The organism is Streptomyces albus subsp. albus, assembly GCF_000719865.1.
Lineage (GTDB): Bacteria > Actinomycetota > Actinomycetes > Streptomycetales > Streptomycetaceae > Streptomyces > Streptomyces albus_E.
This window is the reverse complement of the sequence record NZ_JOID01000011.1, coordinates 18,235-37,378: the sequence shown is the minus strand read 5'-3', so window position 1 is coordinate 37,378 and position 19,144 is coordinate 18,235. Positions and strand designations below refer to the sequence as shown.

The 19,144-nt window shown below is 69.5% G+C and carries 16 protein-coding genes and 1 pseudogene; 8 read left to right on the top strand and 9 right to left on the bottom strand.

The genetic code is table 11. The features are described 5' to 3' along the window. Positions 1–8 precede the first annotated feature (8 nt). The 5 genes from IF83_RS0112950 to IF83_RS31180 form a co-directional block, all read right to left on the bottom strand. Positions 9–1,013, bottom strand: a complete 1,005-nt coding sequence (locus IF83_RS0112950) for an NAD-dependent epimerase/dehydratase family protein (RefSeq protein WP_030544287.1) — start codon at positions 1,011–1,013, stop codon at positions 9–11. Next, a complete protein-coding gene (locus IF83_RS0112945) occupies positions 1,010–2,377 on the bottom strand; it encodes an NDP-hexose 2,3-dehydratase family protein (protein ID WP_107046757.1) in 1,368 nt (455 codons plus the stop codon). The genes IF83_RS0112950 and IF83_RS0112945 overlap by 4 nt, the downstream gene beginning before the upstream one ends. Positions 2,378–2,571: 194 nt before the next feature. Next, positions 2,572–3,204: a TetR/AcrR family transcriptional regulator gene (locus IF83_RS0112940; RefSeq protein ID WP_030544285.1), complete on the bottom strand. Its 633-nt coding sequence runs from the start codon at positions 3,202–3,204 to the stop codon at positions 2,572–2,574. 336 nt (positions 3,205–3,540) lie between these two features. After that, the gene (locus IF83_RS0112935) at positions 3,541–4,887 is read right to left on the bottom strand and encodes an NAD(P)/FAD-dependent oxidoreductase (protein ID WP_051722722.1); all 1,347 of its coding nucleotides are present in this window, start codon (positions 4,885–4,887) and stop codon (positions 3,541–3,543) included. A gap of 144 nt (positions 4,888–5,031) precedes the next feature. Next, the gene (locus IF83_RS31180) at positions 5,032–5,769 is read right to left on the bottom strand and encodes a helix-turn-helix domain-containing protein (protein ID WP_051722721.1); all 738 of its coding nucleotides are present in this window, start codon (positions 5,767–5,769) and stop codon (positions 5,032–5,034) included. A 207-nt stretch (positions 5,770–5,976) separates the two neighbouring features. Between IF83_RS31180 and IF83_RS0112925 the strand changes: the two genes are divergently transcribed. Both IF83_RS0112925 and IF83_RS35565 read left to right on the top strand, forming a co-directional pair. Beyond that, a complete protein-coding gene (locus IF83_RS0112925; RefSeq protein WP_030544282.1) occupies positions 5,977–6,267 on the top strand; it encodes an antibiotic biosynthesis monooxygenase in 291 nt (96 codons plus the stop codon). Between the two features lie 638 nt (positions 6,268–6,905). After that, positions 6,906–7,202, top strand: a pseudogene (locus IF83_RS35565) (helix-turn-helix domain-containing protein); the annotation flags it as partial. Between the two features lie 510 nt (positions 7,203–7,712). On the opposite strand, the gene IF83_RS0112915 reads toward IF83_RS35565, so the two are convergent. The 3 genes from IF83_RS0112915 to IF83_RS0112905 form a co-directional block, all read right to left on the bottom strand. Then, complete coding sequence (locus IF83_RS0112915) at positions 7,713–8,087, bottom strand: DoxX family protein (RefSeq protein WP_030544280.1); 375 nt, start codon at positions 8,085–8,087, stop codon at positions 7,713–7,715. Between the two features lie 257 nt (positions 8,088–8,344). Then, complete coding sequence (locus tag IF83_RS0112910) at positions 8,345–9,865, bottom strand: vanadium-dependent haloperoxidase (RefSeq protein WP_051722720.1); 1,521 nt, start codon at positions 9,863–9,865, stop codon at positions 8,345–8,347. Between the two features lie 312 nt (positions 9,866–10,177). After that, a complete protein-coding gene (locus IF83_RS0112905; protein ID WP_078843437.1) occupies positions 10,178–11,884 on the bottom strand; it encodes a SagB family peptide dehydrogenase in 1,707 nt (568 codons plus the stop codon). Positions 11,885–12,260: 376 nt separating this feature from the next. Between IF83_RS0112905 and IF83_RS0112900 the strand changes: the two genes are divergently transcribed. Genes IF83_RS0112900 through IF83_RS0112890 form a run of 3 tightly spaced genes read left to right on the top strand, consistent with a single transcriptional unit; the run spans position 12,261 to position 15,494 of the window. Then, a complete protein-coding gene (locus IF83_RS0112900) occupies positions 12,261–13,439 on the top strand; it encodes an FAD-dependent oxidoreductase (protein ID WP_051722719.1) in 1,179 nt (392 codons plus the stop codon). Between the two features lie 59 nt (positions 13,440–13,498). Then, a complete protein-coding gene (locus tag IF83_RS0112895; RefSeq protein WP_051722718.1) occupies positions 13,499–14,284 on the top strand; it encodes a class I SAM-dependent methyltransferase in 786 nt (261 codons plus the stop codon). Positions 14,285–14,297: 13 nt separating this feature from the next. Continuing rightward, positions 14,298–15,494: a macrolide family glycosyltransferase gene (locus tag IF83_RS0112890; RefSeq protein ID WP_030544275.1), complete on the top strand. Its 1,197-nt coding sequence runs from the start codon at positions 14,298–14,300 to the stop codon at positions 15,492–15,494. A 66-nt stretch (positions 15,495–15,560) separates the two neighbouring features. Here the strand turns inward: IF83_RS0112890 and IF83_RS0112885 are convergent, their stop codons facing one another. Beyond that, on the bottom strand, positions 15,561–16,310 hold the full coding sequence (locus IF83_RS0112885) for a TetR/AcrR family transcriptional regulator (protein ID WP_078843434.1): 750 nt from the start codon (positions 16,308–16,310) through the stop codon (positions 15,561–15,563). Positions 16,311–16,403: 93 nt separating this feature from the next. Between IF83_RS0112885 and IF83_RS0112880 the strand changes: the two genes are divergently transcribed. Genes IF83_RS0112880 through IF83_RS0112870 form a run of 3 tightly spaced genes read left to right on the top strand, consistent with a single transcriptional unit; the run spans position 16,404 to position 19,128 of the window. Then, positions 16,404–17,396: an ABC transporter ATP-binding protein gene (locus tag IF83_RS0112880; protein WP_078843433.1), complete on the top strand. Its 993-nt coding sequence runs from the start codon at positions 16,404–16,406 to the stop codon at positions 17,394–17,396. Further along, the gene (locus IF83_RS0112875) at positions 17,389–18,246 is read left to right on the top strand and encodes an ABC transporter permease (RefSeq protein WP_078843432.1); all 858 of its coding nucleotides are present in this window, start codon (positions 17,389–17,391) and stop codon (positions 18,244–18,246) included. Before IF83_RS0112880 ends, IF83_RS0112875 begins: the two co-directional genes overlap by 8 nt. An 18-nt stretch (positions 18,247–18,264) precedes the next feature. Further along, positions 18,265–19,128 (top strand): ABC transporter permease, encoded by an 864-nt coding sequence (locus tag IF83_RS0112870; RefSeq protein ID WP_078843431.1) that lies wholly within the window; start codon positions 18,265–18,267, stop codon positions 19,126–19,128. Positions 19,129–19,144 lie beyond the last annotated feature (16 nt).

The window sequence follows — 19,144 nt, the reverse complement described above, 5'->3', positions numbered from 1 at the left end:
TTGTCCCCTCACGTCGCGTGGGCTTCGGCCAAGGCGGCCACGGTCCTCTCCAGGGCCACGCGCAGCGGTATCCGGGGCCGCCATCCGGTGACCGACCGGAACGAGGAGGAATCGATGGTGACGCTCCGGAAATCGGTGGCCGGCGCGTCGTCGGGCGGTGTGGCGCGGACCACCGGTACCGGCGGCTTCCCCAGCCGGGCGGCCACCAGCTCCGACACGGTGCGGCACACCTCGCCGAGCGGGTCGCCCCGGCCGGCTCCCAGCAGCCAGTGGCCGCCGGTCAGCGCCCCGGGACGGTCGAGCGCGGCCACGAACGCCCCGGCCACGTCGTCCACATGCACCAGATCCCGCTTGACCGTTCCGTCGTGCCACAGGGTGAGCGGCTCGCCGGCCAGGGCGCGGCGGATCATGAAGGCCACCACTCCCCGGTCCGCGGCGTGCGGCGCCGCCACATGCCCGAACACCGTCGGCAGGCGCAGGCTCGCGCCCCGCAGCACCCCGTCCGCGGTGGCCTCCATCAGCAGCCGCTCGGCGGCCAGTTTGTGGCGGTCGTAGGCGGTCTCCGGGTGGTCGGGCTCGCTCCCGTCGAGGGGACCGCCGGGCGGCAGGCCGACCTGGGAGGCCGCGCCCGCGTACAGGACCAGCGGGGCGGGCCCTTCGCGCCGCTCACCGCGCAGGACCTCGCAGAGGTTCTCCATGACACCGACGTTGACCGCCCGGCTGGCCGGGTCCTTCTCGGCCGCCCGCCAGCCTCCGCTGTGGGTGACGAGGTGGATCACCACGTCCGCGCCGGACACGGCTTCGGCCACCTCCCCGCCGCGGGTGAGGTCGGCCCTGCGCACCTCGGCACGGGCCGTCCCCGCGGCGGGAACGCGACTCGGCCGCCTGGCCACCGCCCTGAGCCGGACGGGCCGGTGCGCGAGGGCCGCGGTCACCGCGGACCCGACGAATCCGGAGGCTCCGAGTACGGCGATCACCGGCGGCTCGCCCGGCTCCCGCTCCTGCGAGGTCATGTCCTCTCGACTCCTTGTTCTGGCGCGGGGGCCGGCACGGCCGGGGCATGGAGCGCGTGCAGGCATGCCAGCAGACTCCGGGCCTGCATGTTGACGTAGTGGCTGTGCCGCAGCAGCTCGGAGAGCTGCGCCGGCCTCATCCAGCGGTAGTCGGGGTGGTCCGGCCGCTCGTCCGTCTCGACGAGCAGATGCCGGCTGCGCGTATGGAAGAGCCGGCCGCCCTCGTCGGACAGGGTGACGTCGAAGAGGATCCGGTCCGGCTCCGCCGTCAGCACCTCGTCGAGGAACAGGGGACGGGCGTGAGCCGGCAGTACGTCGTAGTTCCGCTCCGTGCACTGGACGGTGGGACCGAGTTCGACCGCGTCCACGAACCCCGGTTCCGTGCGCTGGTGCACCAGTACATGCGGCTCGCCGTCGATACGGGCGGTGAGGAAGGCGACGATGCCTGTCCCGTGTGCGGCGATCATCGGCTGGGCCCACTCCCCGACCTCACGGCCGGAGGCTTTCACCCGCACGCCGATCACGTCGAAGAACCGCCCGCTCTCATGGACGATCGCCCCGGGTTCGCGCCGCCATCCGCCGAGCTCCGCGAGAGGCACCCGTTCGGTCCGCACCTCGACCCGGCTGCGCGCGGCGGTGATCCACCTCAGGATCTCCCCGGTCGTCGTGGGGCCGCGGGCCGGCCCCGGCCGTGTGACGTGCCGCTCGCCCCCGACCGGCATACAGGCCAGCACGCTGCGCAGGTCCATGCCGACCAGGTCGTCGATCCTCAACAGGCCGCGCACCTCGGCAAGGCTCAGCCAGCGGAATCCGGCGGCCGCCTCGATGTCCTCCCCGACCTCGACGATCATGTTGCGGTTGCGCTTGCGCAGGAACCACGAGGCCTGTTCGGACTGGCGCACATCGGCGATCACCCGGTGCGCGGCGGCATCCCGAAAATACGTCAGATAGGGAACGGGCTTCCCGCGGTGCACTCCGGTGAAATTGCTCCGCGTCGCCTGCACCGTGGGGGAAAGCTGGAGTCCGTTGATGTTCCCCGGCTCCGCCTTGGCCTGGACGAGGCAGTACAGAACACCGTCGACCCACTTGACGAGAATTCCGAGGATTCCCGTTTCCGGCTGATTGATTATGGGTTGGTCCCAACGCGGGATGGCGTGCCCGGAAATGTGCGTGCGAAGCCCTTCGACCGAGAAGAAGCGTCCGCTGCGATGGGTCAGCGCCGGCGATCCGGGAGCGCAGTCCCACCCCTGCACGGACGCCAGCGGGATGCGCTCCACCCGGGTGTAGATGGTCCGGCGAGCGGCCTCGAACCACTGGTGGAAACCTGCCGGAGCACACGGTCCATCGGCGAGAAATTCCTTCATCAGCAACTCTCGTACTGGGATTGGCTTGACGCTTCATTTCGGCTGGCGACTCATTTTCGCGCAGCCCGCCGCCCGTGGCGTCTCCCAGATTGCTCATAACGTCCGCCGCCGGATCACCAATTCAGGATTGCCCCAGCGAACAGCTCCGCGGCGGCCCGGGCCGGCGAAACTCGGACGTGCCGTGCTCCGGTGGATCAGGCCGGTTCACCGATGAGGTGATGGCAGTGGCTCTCGTACACCCACTGCTCCCACTCCTGCGGAGTCCAGCCGCGTTCGGAGACCAGGAGGTGGAAGAGCTCCGGACCGAGCAGCACGTACGCGATGTCGACGGCCCGGTCCACACCGAGCCCTTCCCGCAGCGCGCTCTTGCTCTCCAGCGACTCGATGAAGCGCCGCTGGACAATCAGCCGCTGACGCTTGTTGGCCTCCCACAGCTCGGCGCCGTCGCCGCTGGTCGCCGCGGCGTTGCGCAGCACTTCGAGCAACGGGCCGACCCGCTCGAGGATGACGCGGGTCAGCTGTACCTGGAGCCGCAGCTGACGGCGCGGGTCCTCGGCCTCCAGCGCTTCCACCACCTGAGGACGCTCCAGGGTCGGTACGGGATCCTCGTCGCCCGCGATGTGGACGTCGATGAGCTCCTTGAGGATCCGCTGCTTGCTCCCGAACGAGAAGTAGATCGTCTGCACGGCGACCCCGGCCTCACGGGCGATGGACTCGATGGTGGTCCCGCCGTAACCGTGCTCGACGAAGAGCGCCATGGCGGCCTCCAGCATCCGGTTCCGCGTCTGCTGCGCCTTCAGTCGGCGGCCGGAGTTTTCCTTCGCCATTCTGGATCACTTCCCACTCACTGCTCGGCATCTCGGGCCACTGGGCGGACCGTCCGAGGGACCCGGGGTGTCGGCATCCGTCCACTCCAGCAGGCCAGGCAAGTATGACTGCCGTTCCCGGCGGCCGGGCACGCGGCCATGCCGTACGGGCCGTCCCCGGCCGCGCGCTCCGGCCTCCCGGCGCCGGTTGGAACGGGCGGCGCCGCGGGGGTGCGGACGTCCGGCCGTGCCCCCGCGGGCGCGCGGCCCGGTCCCGGAACGCGGCCGCCCGTACCGGCGGGGGAGGCCGGTACGGGCGGCCCGGGCACGCCCTCGGGCCGGGAGGACACGCCCGGCTCAGGAGAGACCGGCGGCCGCCCCGGACCCGGTGGACGCCGGGTGGGCCGGCGAACGGCGGGCGCCGATCAGCGACCGCACCACCCGGTCGGGGCGGACGACGGCCGCCGGCCTGGCCAGCAGATGCTGCACGTCGAGCATGACCCGGTGCGCGGGGACCGACACATGACTGGCCATCATGACCTGACGGACGTAGCGGTTCATCAGGTCCGTACCGATCCCCTTGGCGCCGATCGTCTCGGGGTACATGAAGTCACTGCTCGTGGACATCTGCCACGGGGTGTCGATCACGCGTGACGCCGCCCGGTAGAACCGGCGCGCCATGGCCGGAGTGGCCTCGCCGTGCCGGTCGAGGCAGCGGCCCAGCTCCACCGCCTCCAGCGTGGCCACGGTCATGCCCTGGCCGTAGAGGGGATTGAAGCTGCAGATCGCGTCGCCGAGCGCCACGAAGCCCGCGGGCACCTTCTTCAGGTCCTCGAACCAGCGCCGCCTGGCCGCCGGGTACAGGAAACGCTCCGCGTTCCCCTCATCGACCGGCTTGGTCCGGGCGAGCAGTTCGGCCACGTGCGGGCTGGGCAGCCCTTCGGCGAAGGCGGCGAAACCCTCGGGGTCCACCGGTGCGTGCGACCGGTGCCATCCGCCCAGGGTGACGATCCAGCGGTCCCCCTCCACCGCGAACACCGCGGCGGCACGCTTGTCGTGCGGCGGCACCGCGGACATCAGGTACAGCAGGGCGTCGCCGTGCAGCTCGCCGCCCTGCCGGTGCATCACGCGGGTGGTGTACCCGACATCGATCTTGACGGTGGTCGTCTTGGGCGCCGGACAGTCGAGCTGTTCCAGCCACCGCTCGGTACGGCCGGCGCTGCGCCCGGTGGCGTCGACGACGAGGTCGGCGCCGAGTCTGCGGCCGTCGTCCAGATCGACCCCCAGCACCCTGCCGGACACACCGAACAGCCCGCTCACGGCGGTGCGGTCGAGGATCTCCACGTTGGGCAGCGCGGTGACGCGGCGCCGGACGGCGTGCTCGAGGTAGGCGCGGGTGAGGCTGATGCCGAGCTGCCCGCTGGTGAACCGGATACGCAGCCCGCCCATCTGATGGAAGAGCAGATCACGGCCCGGGTCGAAGGGCACCGCCCCGCCGGCGATCAGTTCGTCGGTGAGACCGGGGAAGAGCTCGTCCAGCTTCTTGCGCCCGCTGATGAGCAGGGCGTGGGCGTGTGGGCCCTGGGGCACGCCCTTCCGGCTGTGCGGGCCATCGGGAAGAGTGTCCCTGTCGATCACGGTCACCGAGGTGAATCTGCGGGAGAGCGTGCGGGCCGCGACCAGTCCTCCGATCGAGCCCCCCATAATCACTGCGTGTCCGCCGACCACGCCCACGTGCCCTCCTCATGAAGACAGAATTCCGGTGCGGACCGCACCGGTCTGTCATTGTTGAGGAAGCCGGTAAATAATGTCTTCTCCAGGATTGCTCAACCCCGCGGACCGGGCCCGTCAGGAGGAAAACAGCTCCGGTAGCGCGGCACCGATAGCGGCCCGCTCCGCATCAAAAACACGCGTTTGCGACGGAGATTTCAGGACAAGATCCACGGTAATCACGGAACTCGGCGCGACGTAAAAAGGACCAGCACTCCCGACGGCAATGGGCCGACTGCCGCCACCGGCCCTCCTCGAAACCGCCTGAATATACCAGTGACCTTCGGGAACGAAATCAATGCTCCAGCCGCCGGTACCGCTCGGAATACGGCGGCATCGTGAAGGGCGCTCGTACCGGGAGAGCGGGGGAATCGCCGCGACGAAAACCGGCTCGTTGTCCTGACCGTCACCCCGGAGGACCCGCCCCCGAAAAGATCCGTAGGCGAAGGGCGCGTCATCCGCCTGCCCCACGGTGAAATCGATGGCCGTCTGCCCGAGCTGCGCAAGCCGACGGAAACGCCCGGGTGACACGCCAACGCTCTTCGTGAAGCGCGTCGTGAAACTCCCCAGGCTGGAATAGCCCACCTGAACCGAGATGTCGGCGATCCGGTCGGACGTATAGAGGAGCTTGCGCTTCGCCTCCTCCTGGCGCACTGCGGAGAGGAAACGATTTGGCGGGAGACCGGTCTCCCGGTGGAATATCCGCGACATATGGAAGGCGCTCATCCGCGCCATGTCGGCGAGCGCACAGAGGGAAAGATCCTCGTGGTACCGATCACGTATGACCTCGACGACACTCTCGATTTCCGACCGCATCAGGACTCCCCCTGTGAGTTGAACGGCGCGCCGCGTTCCGCTCGATCGCCCCCCACATCCCCAGTCGGACCGAGAAAAGCAGGTGGCCGGACACCCGTCAGGCAGCCGCCCGCCTTTCGGCAACTGAGCAACCAGTGCACTTGACTCGTCAACGTAGTGTACCTCTAGAGTGCCACATGAGATAGACACTCTAGAGAGGAACTTGGCATGACAGTCGTCCGCATCACGCGCTTCAGGACCGACCCCGCCAACGAGCAGGCGATGATCGAGAAGCGGGCCGCGCTGATCACCGCGGTCCGGGAGTCGTTCCCCGGACTCACCGAGGCCCGTCTCGGCCGGCTCGAGGACGGCACCTGGGTCGACCACTGGTACTGGCAGGACGCCGAGAGCATGCAGAAGGCCCTCGCCGCCGGTCCGACGATGCCGGCGGCCGGCGCCGCGTTCTCCCTCACGACCGACGTGGCCGCGGAGACGGCCGAGATCGTCGCCGTGGTGTAGCCGGAAGGCCGCACTCCGCCCGTCAGGGCCTCTGCTCGCACACGGCACCAGTTCGGGGCGCCGTGCCTCCCGCAGCAGGGGCCCTTTTCGGTGCCCGGGACACGATGGACACGGCATCCCACCGATGCCCGGAATCAAAGTGTCCACTCGGACGATCACCTTCCGGAGAAATGGAAGAAGATCATTCGACCCGCGGGACGGCGGCCACCGTCCCCCGCACTCCGCGGGCATTCCGAGCCATCACGCCCGCAACGCGGCTCGGGAAAGATGCGAAATCGCTCCAATGCCACCGAACAGTACGTTTGGCGACGCCGGCGGAACCGCAAGAACGAAGAAGACAGGGGCATGTTCCATCTGCAACCCTTCTGGCGAGGTAACCGACGCCACCGGGCAGGGAACGCGCCGATAACACCAAGGGAGAACCCCCGTGCGGGCGGAGCAAGGGCTCGAGATCCCCGCCCGGCTCCCCCACCCGGGCCGGCCGCAAGACGGTGCAACGGCCGGCCGGCTTCAGCTTCCACTTCCGCCGCAGGACTCCGCGACATCTGCGATGAGATCCATCAGCTGCGAATTCTACGCGCGAAACATCGCGTTCACACAGAATTTCGGTACGCGAAACGTTCCACAGGGGGAGAGTCATGGAGCACGTGATCCAATGTGCAGTGAAGACCATACGTGAAAGATATTCCGAACCTCTCACACTCGACGAGCTGGCCCACACCGCCATGGTGAGCAAGTTCCATTTCCTGCGGACGTTCCGCCGCATCACCGGCGTCACGCCCGGCCGCTTCCTCAGCGCGGTGAGGCTGCACGAGGCCAAGATCCTCCTGGTCTCCACCTCGCTCAATGTCAGTGACATAGGCGCGCAGGTCGGCTACAGCAGCACCGGAAGCTTCACACGTCGCTTCAGCGAATCCGTTGGATGCTCCCCCACCCAGTACCGGCGTAATTCTCTGGGCACCGTTCAGGCGCCCTCCCGCAGAATCGAGCTCGTACCGGACGAGCCCCGGCGGGACGGCGAGGGATCGATCTCAGGTGTCGTCGGAAACCCGTACGGTGCCGAGTCCTGCATTTACATCGGAGTCTTCGAAAGCCCCATCCTGGAACGGCCCCCCGCCGCCCGCGCCACGATCGCGCACCCGGGCCGCTTCCACCTCTCCGGCGTCCCGCGGGGGACCTGGTTCGTACACGCGGTGATGCGGGAGTCCTTCCCGGGGAGCGCATCGGCGGCCCGCCCCCTGCTCGCCGGCACGGCGGGGCCCGTCACCATCGGGCCGGAAGCCCATTCCGCGGTCCGGCTGACGCTGCGCCCGCCCGGCTGGGCGAACCCGCCGATTCTCTTCGCGCTGCCCGTCGAATGGTCCGCTCAGGCGGGGGGGGGGGGGGGGGGGGGGGGGGGGGGGGGGGGCCCCCCCCCCCCCCCCCCCCCCCGCCGTTATCCGGAATCAGAAGCTGTGGGGCCCGAAGCGTCCCCAGGCGACGAAGACGGACAGGGCCAGCAGCACGACGTTGAGGCCGATGGCCGAGTTCTCCTTGCGCCGGGCGTGGACGGCGGCGGCACCCACCATCGTGACGGCCAGGCCGGTGGCGGCCAGCGGCACGAGGACCGTGGCGGTGTCGAGCAGCGGGGGCAGCACGAGTCCGATGGCAGCGAGCACTTCCACCGCTCCGATCGCCTTCACCATGCCCGGCGAGAAGTCGGCGGCCCAGGGCATGCTGCCGCCGGCCAGTTCCTCCTTGGGCTTGGTGACCTTCAACAGGCCGACAAGGGCGAACGCGAAGGCAAGAACACCCGCAACGATCCACAGGGCGACATTCATGACGTGACTTCCTCTGCTTTCCACATGGTCAGGGGTCAGGGTCTGGGAGTGCAGAATCCCGGCGTCCACTACGCCCGGTCGGACCAGAGAGTGATCCGCAGCCTAGCGACGGCATGGGTGTCGGGCCTCCAACTCGCCTAGTTAGCAAGGGAGTTGGCTTGTTTCAGGTGCGACCGGCCGACATCGTGCCGACCGGCCGCACCGGTGAGCGGATACCGGGATTCAGCCCCGGTCACGCGTCGTCGTCGGACCGGCCGTCACACCTCACCGTCGATGTGGGCGCGGACGAACTCGAAGGCGCGGTCGCCGATCCTGCGTCCCATGTCCCAGGACGCCTCGACCGCCGGCATGAAATGGACACCGCCCCAGAACCTGCTGAGCCCGCACTCGCGCGTCCAGTCGGTCCAGGAGTCCCAGCCCAGCACCGTGTCCTCGTGGGGCGTGACCCCCGGTTCCACCCGGGACGAGCCCTTGGCGCGCGGAATGCGGATCCTCACCTCGTCGGTGTCGAGGAAGCGCCGCACCGACTGCGCCTCGGCCGAGCACAGAGCGGTCGAGCCGGAGGGGTACTCCGAGTGGTCCGGGGTGGCCACGTAACTCCGCCACTGGTCGGCCGGAATCCTGACGGTCCCCTTGCCCGGCCCGCCCCATGCGGTCACCGGCCGGTTTCCGTACACATGGCGGATCGCGGTGCCCGGCCGCACCGCGTCGTAGACGTGCTTGTTGTACCAGGCGGCGATGCTGGCGTCGAAGGTGGCGGTGTCGGCGACGGCGTGGAGGTGAACCCAGCCGTCCAGGTCGAGAGCGGCGCCGTGCGACGCGGAACCGACGGCCGCGCCGAGGCTCGTGAACTTGTCGTCGAACAACTCGCACTTCATCTTCTGTTCGTCGGTCAGGCTCGCCGACATCGCGAGTATGTCGTCGGCCTGCCGCCGGTACGCCTCTGCGTTGCGGTGGTTGCTCGCCGTGGGCTCCGCGACGCGGAATTCACGGGGATCGGCGTACGAATAGGGGCGGACCTTCCGCAACTGCGGCGTCACGAACTGCTGGACCTGGAAGATGCCGTTGCCCTTGGTGACGACGGCGGGCTGCCAGCGGGACGGATCACGGAGTCTGTAGGCGGTGTTCACCGGCTGGTATCCCGTGTAGTCCGCGAACGGCTCGCGGTTGTACTCGCGCCCGCCGTGATCGCCCAGCTGGTTCATGCCGTCGCGCAGCCGGCTCCTGAGCACGCCCTGTGCCGCGAGGTTCCCTATGCCGACGGGCGTCCCGGTGTCCTCTCCGTCGTCGTCGGGGTCCAGTCCGACCGAGGACATGGCCTCGCGCCAGACGGCCGAGTACTGCGGCAGCAGAGCCCCGTACATGCGGTACGTGGCGTACATGAGAGCGACGTTCCTGTGCTTGTTGGTCGCCCTCTCGCTCGCCGGACGGCGGCCGAGGTCCGAGTGGATGCCGACCGCGGTCGGATGGTACGGCGCGATGGCGTCGAACCAGGAGTGCGCCACCAGATTCGAGAAGCGGATGATGAGGGTCGCGTCACTCGGCTCGATCGCGGCTCGCACCGGATCTCCCGATACGGGACCGAAGACTTCCAGAGGCGCGTTGCCCGTGGCGAAGTCGAAGCGGTGACGAGTGGTGCCGGCCGTGGCGGCGGCCGCTGCCGGCTGCGCGGTAAGGCCCAGCGAGCCGGTCGCCAGGATCCCGGCGCCTCCGGCGAACCCGAAGAGCACCGAACGCCGCGGAGCGCCCCGTCCAAGTGAATCTCTGCGCTGGTTCAATTGTTTGTCCTCCCCCGAGACCGCAATGGATGGCCATTGCATTGGTGCGACGACCTTCACAGGCCGGAATCGGGCTGTCATCTCTTGGATTGCTCACCGCAGAGCCGGGACGGCCGCACGCGAGGGGCCGGACCCCGTCCGGGCCCGACGGCGTATTGACGAGAGGGAGACACTAGAGCCACCATACAGTAACGTTGGCGCTCGCCGGGGGGAGGCCCGCGCCCTCCGCGGGCCGGCATGGAGGAGAGCGGTACGGAACGTTCCCGGCCGGCCGGTCCCCGGCCGCCCCGGTTCCGCACCGCTCCCGCACGGTCAGGTACCGGCCCTCGCTCCGGCGGCGCGGGGCGGCGGCTGCACCACGCCGACGAGATGGACGTAGACCACTGACGAGTTGACTCCGTCCAGCGCCAGCGCCTCGTTCACGGTGTCGTCGTAGAAACCCCCGAGTCCCACCGAGGACTTGCCCAGCCACGTCGCGACGAGCGCCAGGTTCTGCGCGAGGTGGCCGCTCTCCTGCAGGACGAGACGATAGGAGCGCAGGCCGTAGTGAAGCCGCTGGAAGGTCAGGTCCGCCACCGTGAAAATCCACAGCGGGCAGTCGTCGACGTGCAGATTTCCGCCCGCCTTGGGCGGGAAGACCACCTGCGGATCAGTGGCGGGCGCCATCCGCATCAGGTCCGCACAGATGTCCCGGTCGCCCAGCTGGTCGAGCGCGTGGCACTCCGGGTCGTACAGATAGGTGCCGCGCGCCAGCCCGCCGACGTCGTGGCAGTAGAGCAGGGTGCGGAGGGGATAGCGCGTGCCGCCGCTCGGATACGGCCGGACCGGGTAGGAGCTGTCCGCCCCGGGCATGGTCTTCCGCGCCGTGACACCCGCCGAGTAGTAGAGCAGCGCGCCGAGTTCCCCGAGGGAGAGCGGACCGCCGTAGTAGCCGTACGCGCTGCGCCGGGCGAGGAGCACCTCCTCGAACGCCGGGGCGTCCGGTGCGGGCGCCGGTCGTTCCAGCTCCACCCGCGCCAGCGCGGGCGGGAGTTCCTGGCGTCCCTCCGCCGTCGCACCGGGCATGTCGGGGCGCTGATCCATCAGACGGGCGCCGAAGTACTTGCCGTACTCGTGCGTGAGCCGGTCGACCGAGGCCGGGGAGTCCGCGAAGTAGGGCTCACGCGGTCCCGGCGAGACGAGGTCCAGCGACACCAGCCAGGCCGTGTACGCCTCGTCGCGCGCGTCGAGGCCCAGCTGTCCGAACAGCCGCCGGACGAAGGCCCGGAGGACGTCGCCCGGGGCCAGGTCCAGTCCGCCCGCCTCCCGCAGCCGCGCCAGCGACACCAGCAGTTCGCACTGCTGCCGGTACCAGGCGCCCGTGGCGGTCGTCGGTTGGGTGGTCTCGTCACGGGTGGCGGCGTGACGACGGCGCCACTCGGCCTCGTTGCGGAAGTGGTCCTCCTCGGCGCGGCTCCGGGCGCCGGCGACGTCCACCGTGCCGGCCAGCGCGGACGCGTGGCCGCGCAGCCACTGAACGGTCCGGCGCGGCTCGGGTTCGGCGGCCAGGGCCGAGGCGAGCAGCAGAGCGGCGGCGGCGCGCAGGCGCTTCTCCCGCGACGGTGCGGCCCTGATCGTTTCGACGGCGGTCCGCGCCGCGTCCCCGAAGCGCTCCGCGCAGAGCGCGAGCCCGCCGGCGCCGCCGAAGGGTGTGGCGTCGGGCTCATAGGGCACCTCGGCCGTCTCCGGGGCCGGGCCGCGCACGTCCTCGCCGGCGGAGTGGACCGCCTCGGCGAGGTCGGCCGTGCTCCGGTCGTCCGCGCTCAGGACGTGCACACGCAACTGCCCGCCGTCCGCTCCCGTGCGCTCCGGGAACCAGCTCGCCAGGGTGCCGGCGGCCGTCCGGCCGGCCGCCCAGGGGGCCACCACGGCGAGAAGCAGCCGTTCCGCGCGCTCCTCGTCCTTGTCGAGCGCTATGTGCAGGGAACGCCAGGAAGGCAGCGCATTTCCCGATCCTCCAACGCCGGCCATGGTTGTCATTCAGTCATCCGTCCTCGGTCCGCACGTCCGCGCATATTAAGTCGATCTCGCGCCGGAATTTGTGACGGTAGCCGCGCCGATGGAGCGGCCGCAAGCCCTCCGGACTACCGGAAAGAATAGCAATCTGGGATATTCTCGCGAGGGTCCCGTCGTGCGAAAATGCCCGTCAGAGGACCAGGAAGTGGCATTTCCCGAAAAATGGCGGACGACGGCGGAACGGGAACGCCTAAACCGGTCGAAGGTTCCGCGCGGACTTCCGGGCTCAATATCCGGCACTGACGCTCGCCGCGTCCGGTGGCAATCGATTCGGCAGAACACACATCTTTCCCGGCTCTCCACGAGGGTCTGGAACACCAGCTCGGGGAGAGACGCGGACATGAAATCGATCAAGGTACTCATCGTCGGCGGGGGGATAGGCGGACTCGCCCTCGCCGCCGCCCTGCGCGAACGGGCGATCAGCTCCGAGGTCTTCGAGCGGGCGCGGGGTTTCGGCAACACCGGCTCGGGTGTCGAGCTCACGCCCAACGGCGTCAAGTCGGTGGACCGCATCAGTCCACGGCTCGGCGAGGCGGTACGGAAGTCGGGATGGTCCAGCGACCGGCACGCCCAGGACATGCCGATCATGTCGTGGGACGGCAAGCTGCTGAAGAGCCGCGAGGTGGGGAACTTCCCCGCGAAGTGGGGGGCGCCGATGATCGGCATCCTCCGCGCCGATCTGCACCGCCTCCTGGCCGAGGCGGTGACCGGTCCGGGCCCGGCCCAGGTGACGGTCCATCACGAGGCCGCCGTGGTGGAGGCGTCGAGCAGCGGCGGCACCGCCACGGTGCGGCTGGCCGACGGCCGTACCGCCACCGGGGATCTGGTCGTCGGCGCCGACGGTGTCCGCTCCACTCTGCGGACCCTCGTCGCGGGAGACGTGCCGCCGCGCTACCTCGGCTTCACCTCCGTCCGCGGCATCTCCAAGCGGCCGGCCCAGCACGGTGACGGCTTCGTCTTCGTCGGGCCCGGCGGACACTTCTTCGCCGAGGCGTTCGACGACACGCGTCTCTTCTGGACGGCCACCGTCAATGCCCCCGAACACAGCTGGCCGGACAAGCCCCTGGGGCACGCCAAGGCGGACCTGCTGGAGCTGTGGGGCGGCTGGTCCTCCCCCCTGGCGGAGACGGTGGCCTCCTGCGCCCTGGAGGACATGGTCGTCACCGACGTCCACGACTGCCCGCCCCTGAAGCGCTGGCACACCGGCAGGCTCGTCCTGCTCGGCGACGCCGCGCACCCGATCGGCCCGGTCCTGGGACAGGGGGCCAACATGGCGCTGGAGGACGTCGCCAGCCTGGCCTGCCTCCTGGCCGAGCACGACATACCCACCGCGCTGCGCCAGTACGGGCGCGTGCGCTCCAGGCGCGCCAACAAGATCGTCCAGCACTCCCGGCTGATCGCCCGGCTGGGGCACACCACCAATCCCCTGGTGGGCCGGGTGCGCGACGCGTTGATCAAGTCCATGAAGCGTCGCGAGGACACCTACCGGGACAAGGAACTGTTCAGTTACAGCCCGTGACGGCTCCCGAGGCCCACAGCGTTCCACACCGCCGGCTCCCTACCACCGCAGAGGAAACCATGACCAACCTCGCCGACTACGTGTTCCACAACGTCCCCGCCCAGCTGACCCCGCTCCAGGAGTTCCTCGACCCCTTCACCCGCGGTGAGCTCGCCGAGATGCAGCCGAGCGCGGGCGGCCACTTCCTCGACCTCGGAGCCGGTGGCGGTTCGGTGACGCGGATGCTGTCCGAACTGGCGGGTGAGAACGGCCGCGTCGACGTCATCGACCAGGACACCCACATGGTCCCCGAAGGGCCGAACATCGAGATCCACACACAGGACCTGAGCACCGGTGAACCGCTCGCCGCGACCGGTCCGTTCGACCTCGTCCACGGGCGGCTGCTGACCCACCACCTGGAGAACCGGGTGGAGTTCGTGCACCGCCTGGCCGGCTCGCTGAAGCCGGGGGGCTGGCTGCTGCTGGGCGAGTTCGTCCGTTCGACCCCGCGGGTCGTGTCCGCGCCGAGCGAGGAGCATGCCGCCGTCTTCAAGCGTGTTCTGGACGGCCTGTACGACGTCATGACGGCCCGCCACACACACGGCGGCTGGGGCCACGAGGTCCACCAGACCATGCTCGACGCCGGGCTCTCCTCCGTACGCACCCGCTGGCACTTCGAGAGCTGGACGGGAGGCGGCTACGGCTGCCGGCTGTACGAGAACAACGTCAGCCAGAAGCGCGACGCCATGATCGAGGCCGGTTTCGACGCGGCCGACATCGACTTCTTCCTCAAGGAGCTGATGCACGACGAGGCCATGGTCGTGCGGAGCCATGAGTTCGTCTCCATCCGCGGCCGGCGGGTCTGAGGAAGGTCCGGCCATGAGCAGCCGCAACCGCCACATCGCCTTTTTCAACGTCCCCGCGCCCGGCCATCTCGCCCCCACACTCGCGATCGTGGAGGAGCTGGTCCGCCGGGGGCACCGCGTGAGCTATCCGGCCACCACGGCGTTCGCGAAGGAGGTCGCGTCCGCCGGCGCGACGGTCATCCCGTACGAGTCCACCATCGACGTGCAGCGCGACTTTCCCCCGGGTACGGAGAACTGGCTGGCCAAGGTCCTGCTGAGCGGGGTGCGCGAGGGTATCGCCACCACGTCGCTGTTCGACGCCCACTTCGCGGACGACCGCCCTGACGTGGTCGTCTACGACGGCTACGTCCGGTGGATCGGCGAACTGCTCGGAGAGAAGTGGCACATCCCCGCGGTGCGGCTCTTTCCGGTGGGATGCGTCAGCCAGCACGTCACACCGGCCGCCATCGGCGACACCGCCTACGCCCGGCTCCGCAGCGAGATGCGGCGGTACGCGAGGATGAACGGCGTCGACCCGGAGGTGGCCTTCCACCAGCTGAAGGGCGACCCGGAGGCGCTCAAGATCGTCTTCTATCCGAGCAGGTTCGGCTACATCGACGCCGAGACCGACGACAAGTTCGTCTTCGTCGGGCCCTGCCTGCGCACGGAGGACCCGGAGGAGGCCTGGCAGCCCCCGCCGAGCGGGAAACCGGTCGCCCTGGTCTCGCTGGGCACCAGTTTCAACCAGCAGCCGGAGCTCTTCCGGATGTGCATCGAGGCCTTCGAGGGGCTGCCGTGGCACGTGGTGGTCGCGGTGGGTCCGGGTGTCGACCCGGCCGACATCGGACCGCTGCCGGCTGACGTCGAGACACACACCTGGCTGCCGTTCGGGTCCGTGCTGGAGCACGCCCGGCTCACCGTCTGCTCCGGCGGAACCGGGACCGTGATGCACGCGCTGCACGCGGGCACCCCGCTGGTGGTGCTGCCGCAGCTGGCCGCGGCGGACGGCCTGGCGCACCAGCTCGCGGACTTCGGCGTCGCACGCGTGATCGGCCGGGACGCGACGTCCGCGGAGGCGATACGCGCCGCGGTCCTGGACATCGAGGCCGACGACCGTGTCCGGGCCGCCACGCGGGACCTGCAGGAGCACATCCGTGAGTCCGGCGGAGCGGTCCGCGCGGCCGACGAGATCCTGGCCCACGCCGACCGGGGGGCCGCCGTGTACCCGTAGGGGTGCGGACGGCGTGCCCGTCCGCACGGATCGCGGACGACGGCTTCCGAAGTCGCGGGACCGGCTTCAGGAGCCGTCGTACTCGGCCCCCGAGAGCTGCTGGGCGAAATTGATCAACTCGGTCTCGAAGAGGGCGCCGCTGTCGGTCACCGCCCAGGCCATGTGCCCGAAGATCTCCATCGCGATGATGCCGTAGAGCCTCGCCCAGACGGCGAGGAAGGCGAAGACCACCGGGAGGTCGAGTCCTTCCTGACCATCGATGTAGTCGCGGAAGCCGGGTGCGAGCCGGCCCTCGATGAGCTCGACCGACGGGACCCGCAGCGTGCCGCGCCGCTCCAGCTCCGCGATCTCGCCGAGGAACATGACACCCACGCACGCGGGCGCGTAGTCCGGTTCACTCGGGTCCGGTCCGCCTTCGACGCCCGGAGGAGGCGGACCGAGCATGAGACCGAACTCCGCACGGTGCTCCAGCCCCCAGGCGCGGAACGCGCGTGCCATCGCCATCAGCCGCAGCAGCGGGTCTCCGCCGGGCACACTGTCGCGCGCCTCCGTGGTGGCCTCGCCCAATTCCTCGAAGAGATCGCTGCGCAACCCCGCCAACAGGGCGTCCAGGCTCGGGAAGTAGCGGTAGAGCGCCGAGGGCGTCATCCCCATCTCCCGGGAGATGGCGCGCAGGGAGACGGCCCCCGCTCCTCCTTTCACCAAGAGCTGCCGGGCGACCTCTTTGATCTCCGCCACGGCGGAAGCCCGCCGCTTCTCACGCCAGTTCGCTGCCATCCGCTTGCCCACTTCATCGGTCCAACCTGCGTCCAGCATTCCACGAGAACACGCTTGACACTAGAGCACACCACATGCAAAGTGAATGGTGTTCTCGTTCAGGTGCGCTGTTAACCCGATGAAGGTGCGAATGTGAGTACGCAAACCGAGGCACCGGCCGGTTCCGACCGGCCAGGAGCCGCCACGGCCACGCCCGCGATCGAGATCAGCGGGCTCACCAAGACGTACGGCTCGTCGGACACACCGTCCGTCGACAATGTCTCCCTGTCGGTCCCGGCCGGCACGGTCTTCGGTTTCCTGGGCCCGAACGGCGCCGGGAAGACCACCACGATCAAGATCCTGGCCGGGCTGCTGGCCGCCACGTCGGGCAGGACGCTGCTGAACGGCTATGACGTCACCCGTCGGCGCTCGGCCGCGATGCAGCAGTTCGGGGCGGTCCTGGAGGGCTCGCGCAACGTCTACTGGACGCTGTCCGCCTGGCAGAACCTGCTGTACTTCGGGCGGTTGAAGGGCATGCGCGCCGCCGACGCGGCCACACGCGCCGAGGAACTCCTGAAGGGCCTCGGCCTCTGGGAGCGCCGCGACGAGAATGTCGGCGGCTACTCACGCGGCATGCAGCAGAAGGTCGCCGTGGCCGCCGCCCTGATCGCCGACCCGCCCATCGTGCTGCTGGACGAGCCGACCATCGGACTCGACGTCGAGGCGACCCGCACGGTCATGGAGTGGATCCGCACCCTGTCACGGGACCGCGGCAAGACGGTGCTCCTCACGACCCACCAGATGAACGTGGTCGAGGAACTGTGCGACCGGGTCGCCGTGATCCGGAAAGGCCAGGTCATCGCCGACCTGCCGACCGAGCAGTTACTCGCCCAGTTCCGCGAGCGCGACAAGTACGAGGTGCGCGTCGAGGGCAACCTCCCGGAGCTCTCGCTCCCGCCCGGGTTCACCGCCCGGAGCGTCGAGGGGACGACGGTCGTCTCGGGGCGCGTGAGCGATCCGCAGGAGGTCTACGCGCTCGTCGACCGGCTGCGGGACCAGCGCGCAGTGGTGCAGTCGCTGTCCCAGGTCCAGCCGGACCTCGAGGACGTCTTCATGGGGCTCATCAAGGCGCCGGCCCATGACTAGCGCCGCGCCCGCCACCACGCAGCGGCCGGTCCAGCCGGCCCGTACCGACTGGAAGCTGACCCCGCGCACCGGCCTCGGAGTGCTGCGAGCGGAGGTCCGCAAGGGGCTGCTGTCACAGCTCGCCCACCCCGCCGGCCACATCATCATGCTGGTCATCAGCACGGTGCTGTACCTCGGCATGCAGTACGTGATGGGGCAGGGCACCCTCCGCAGGGAGCTGATCCCGGAGACCCTCGTCGCCATCAGCGGCTACTGGTTCCTGCACTACGGCAGCCTGGTCATGGTGGCGGACCTCGTGGAGGAGAAGCGCGGCGGCACCTACGCCCAGAGTCACATGTCGCCCGCGCCTCCCTGGATCTTCATGCTGGGCCGGCTGGTCACCGCGTCCCTGGCGGGTCTCGCGGTCGCCGTGGTCGCGACGCTGGTTCCGATGCTCGTCACCGGTGTGACGATCCCGCTGAAGGCCGCCGCACTGGTGCCCTACGCCCTGGTCGTCGTCAACGTCCTGGCGTTCACCTTCGTCCTCGCAGCCATCGCCGTCAGCTCTCCCATGGTGGGCGCCCTGCACTCGCTGTTCACGTCCCTGGTCATCCTGCTGAACGGCTCGATGATGCCGCTCGCGCTCTACCCGGACTGGCTGGCGGTGGTGGCGCGGTTCCTGCCGACCACCCTGGGGATCGAGGCGACCACGAAGGTGCTCTTCGACGGGAAGTCGCTCGGTGGCATCTGGTCCGACGGAACCCTGCCGTGGCTGCTCGTCTACACCGCCGCGCTCGTCCTCTTCGGAGGATGGCTCTTCTCCCGAAACCACCGCAGAGCCGTGCGTGACGGCCGGCTCGGCCAGTACTGAAATGAGCGGGGACCGACCATGACAACGCTCACTCCGGCAGCCGGCCGCACCCGTCCGGCGAACGCCGTGGACCGCCCGGGTGCCGCCACCTACCTCAACGGCTTCGCCAACGAAGTGCACAAGGGCCTGCTGAACCTGAGGGCGGGGTGGCGCGAGGTCCTGGTGCAGATGATCACCTTCCCGATCTTCTTCCTGCTGCTCGTCCTGTTCATGGGGCGCGGGCAACTCCGGGACGAACTGCTCCTGCCGGGCCTCCTCGGCATGGTCTCGCTCACCTTCATCCACGAGCAGGTGAACCGGGCCTTCTGGAGCTATCTCGGAGACATGCAGTCGGGCGTGCTGGAACAGACGTACCTCACACCGCTGCCCTCCTGGACGCTCATCCTCGGACGCCAGGTCGCCGCCGTCGTATCGGCTCTGCCGAGCGCGCTGTCCGTCCTCCTGGTAGGAGTGATCACCATTGAGGCGCGGGGCGGGGACATGCCCTTCGACGTGCAGATCCTGGTACCACTCGCCGCCATCGTCCTGGGCACCTGCGGACTCGCGCTGATCCTGTGCGGTCTGACGCTGGTGTACAAGCGCATCGAGATCATCACGCAGTTCTCGATGGCCGTGTGGTTCATCGCGGGCGGCACCTTCGTCCCGCTGGACAACATGCCGGACGTGACGGCGTTCCTCAGCCGGCTCCTCGTACCGATCGCCCCCGGCATCGAGGCCATCCGCGACATCCTCCTGGGCGGCCACGCGCTGACCGGCCTGCAGACCGGCTGGGGCCTGTGGTGGGTGATCCTCCAGCCGGTCGTGCTCGTCGGGATCGGCGTGGTCCTCTTCGGCCGCCTGGAACGTGTCGCCCGGCGCCGGGGAACACTCGGCCGGTACTGACACCGGCCCCAGACCC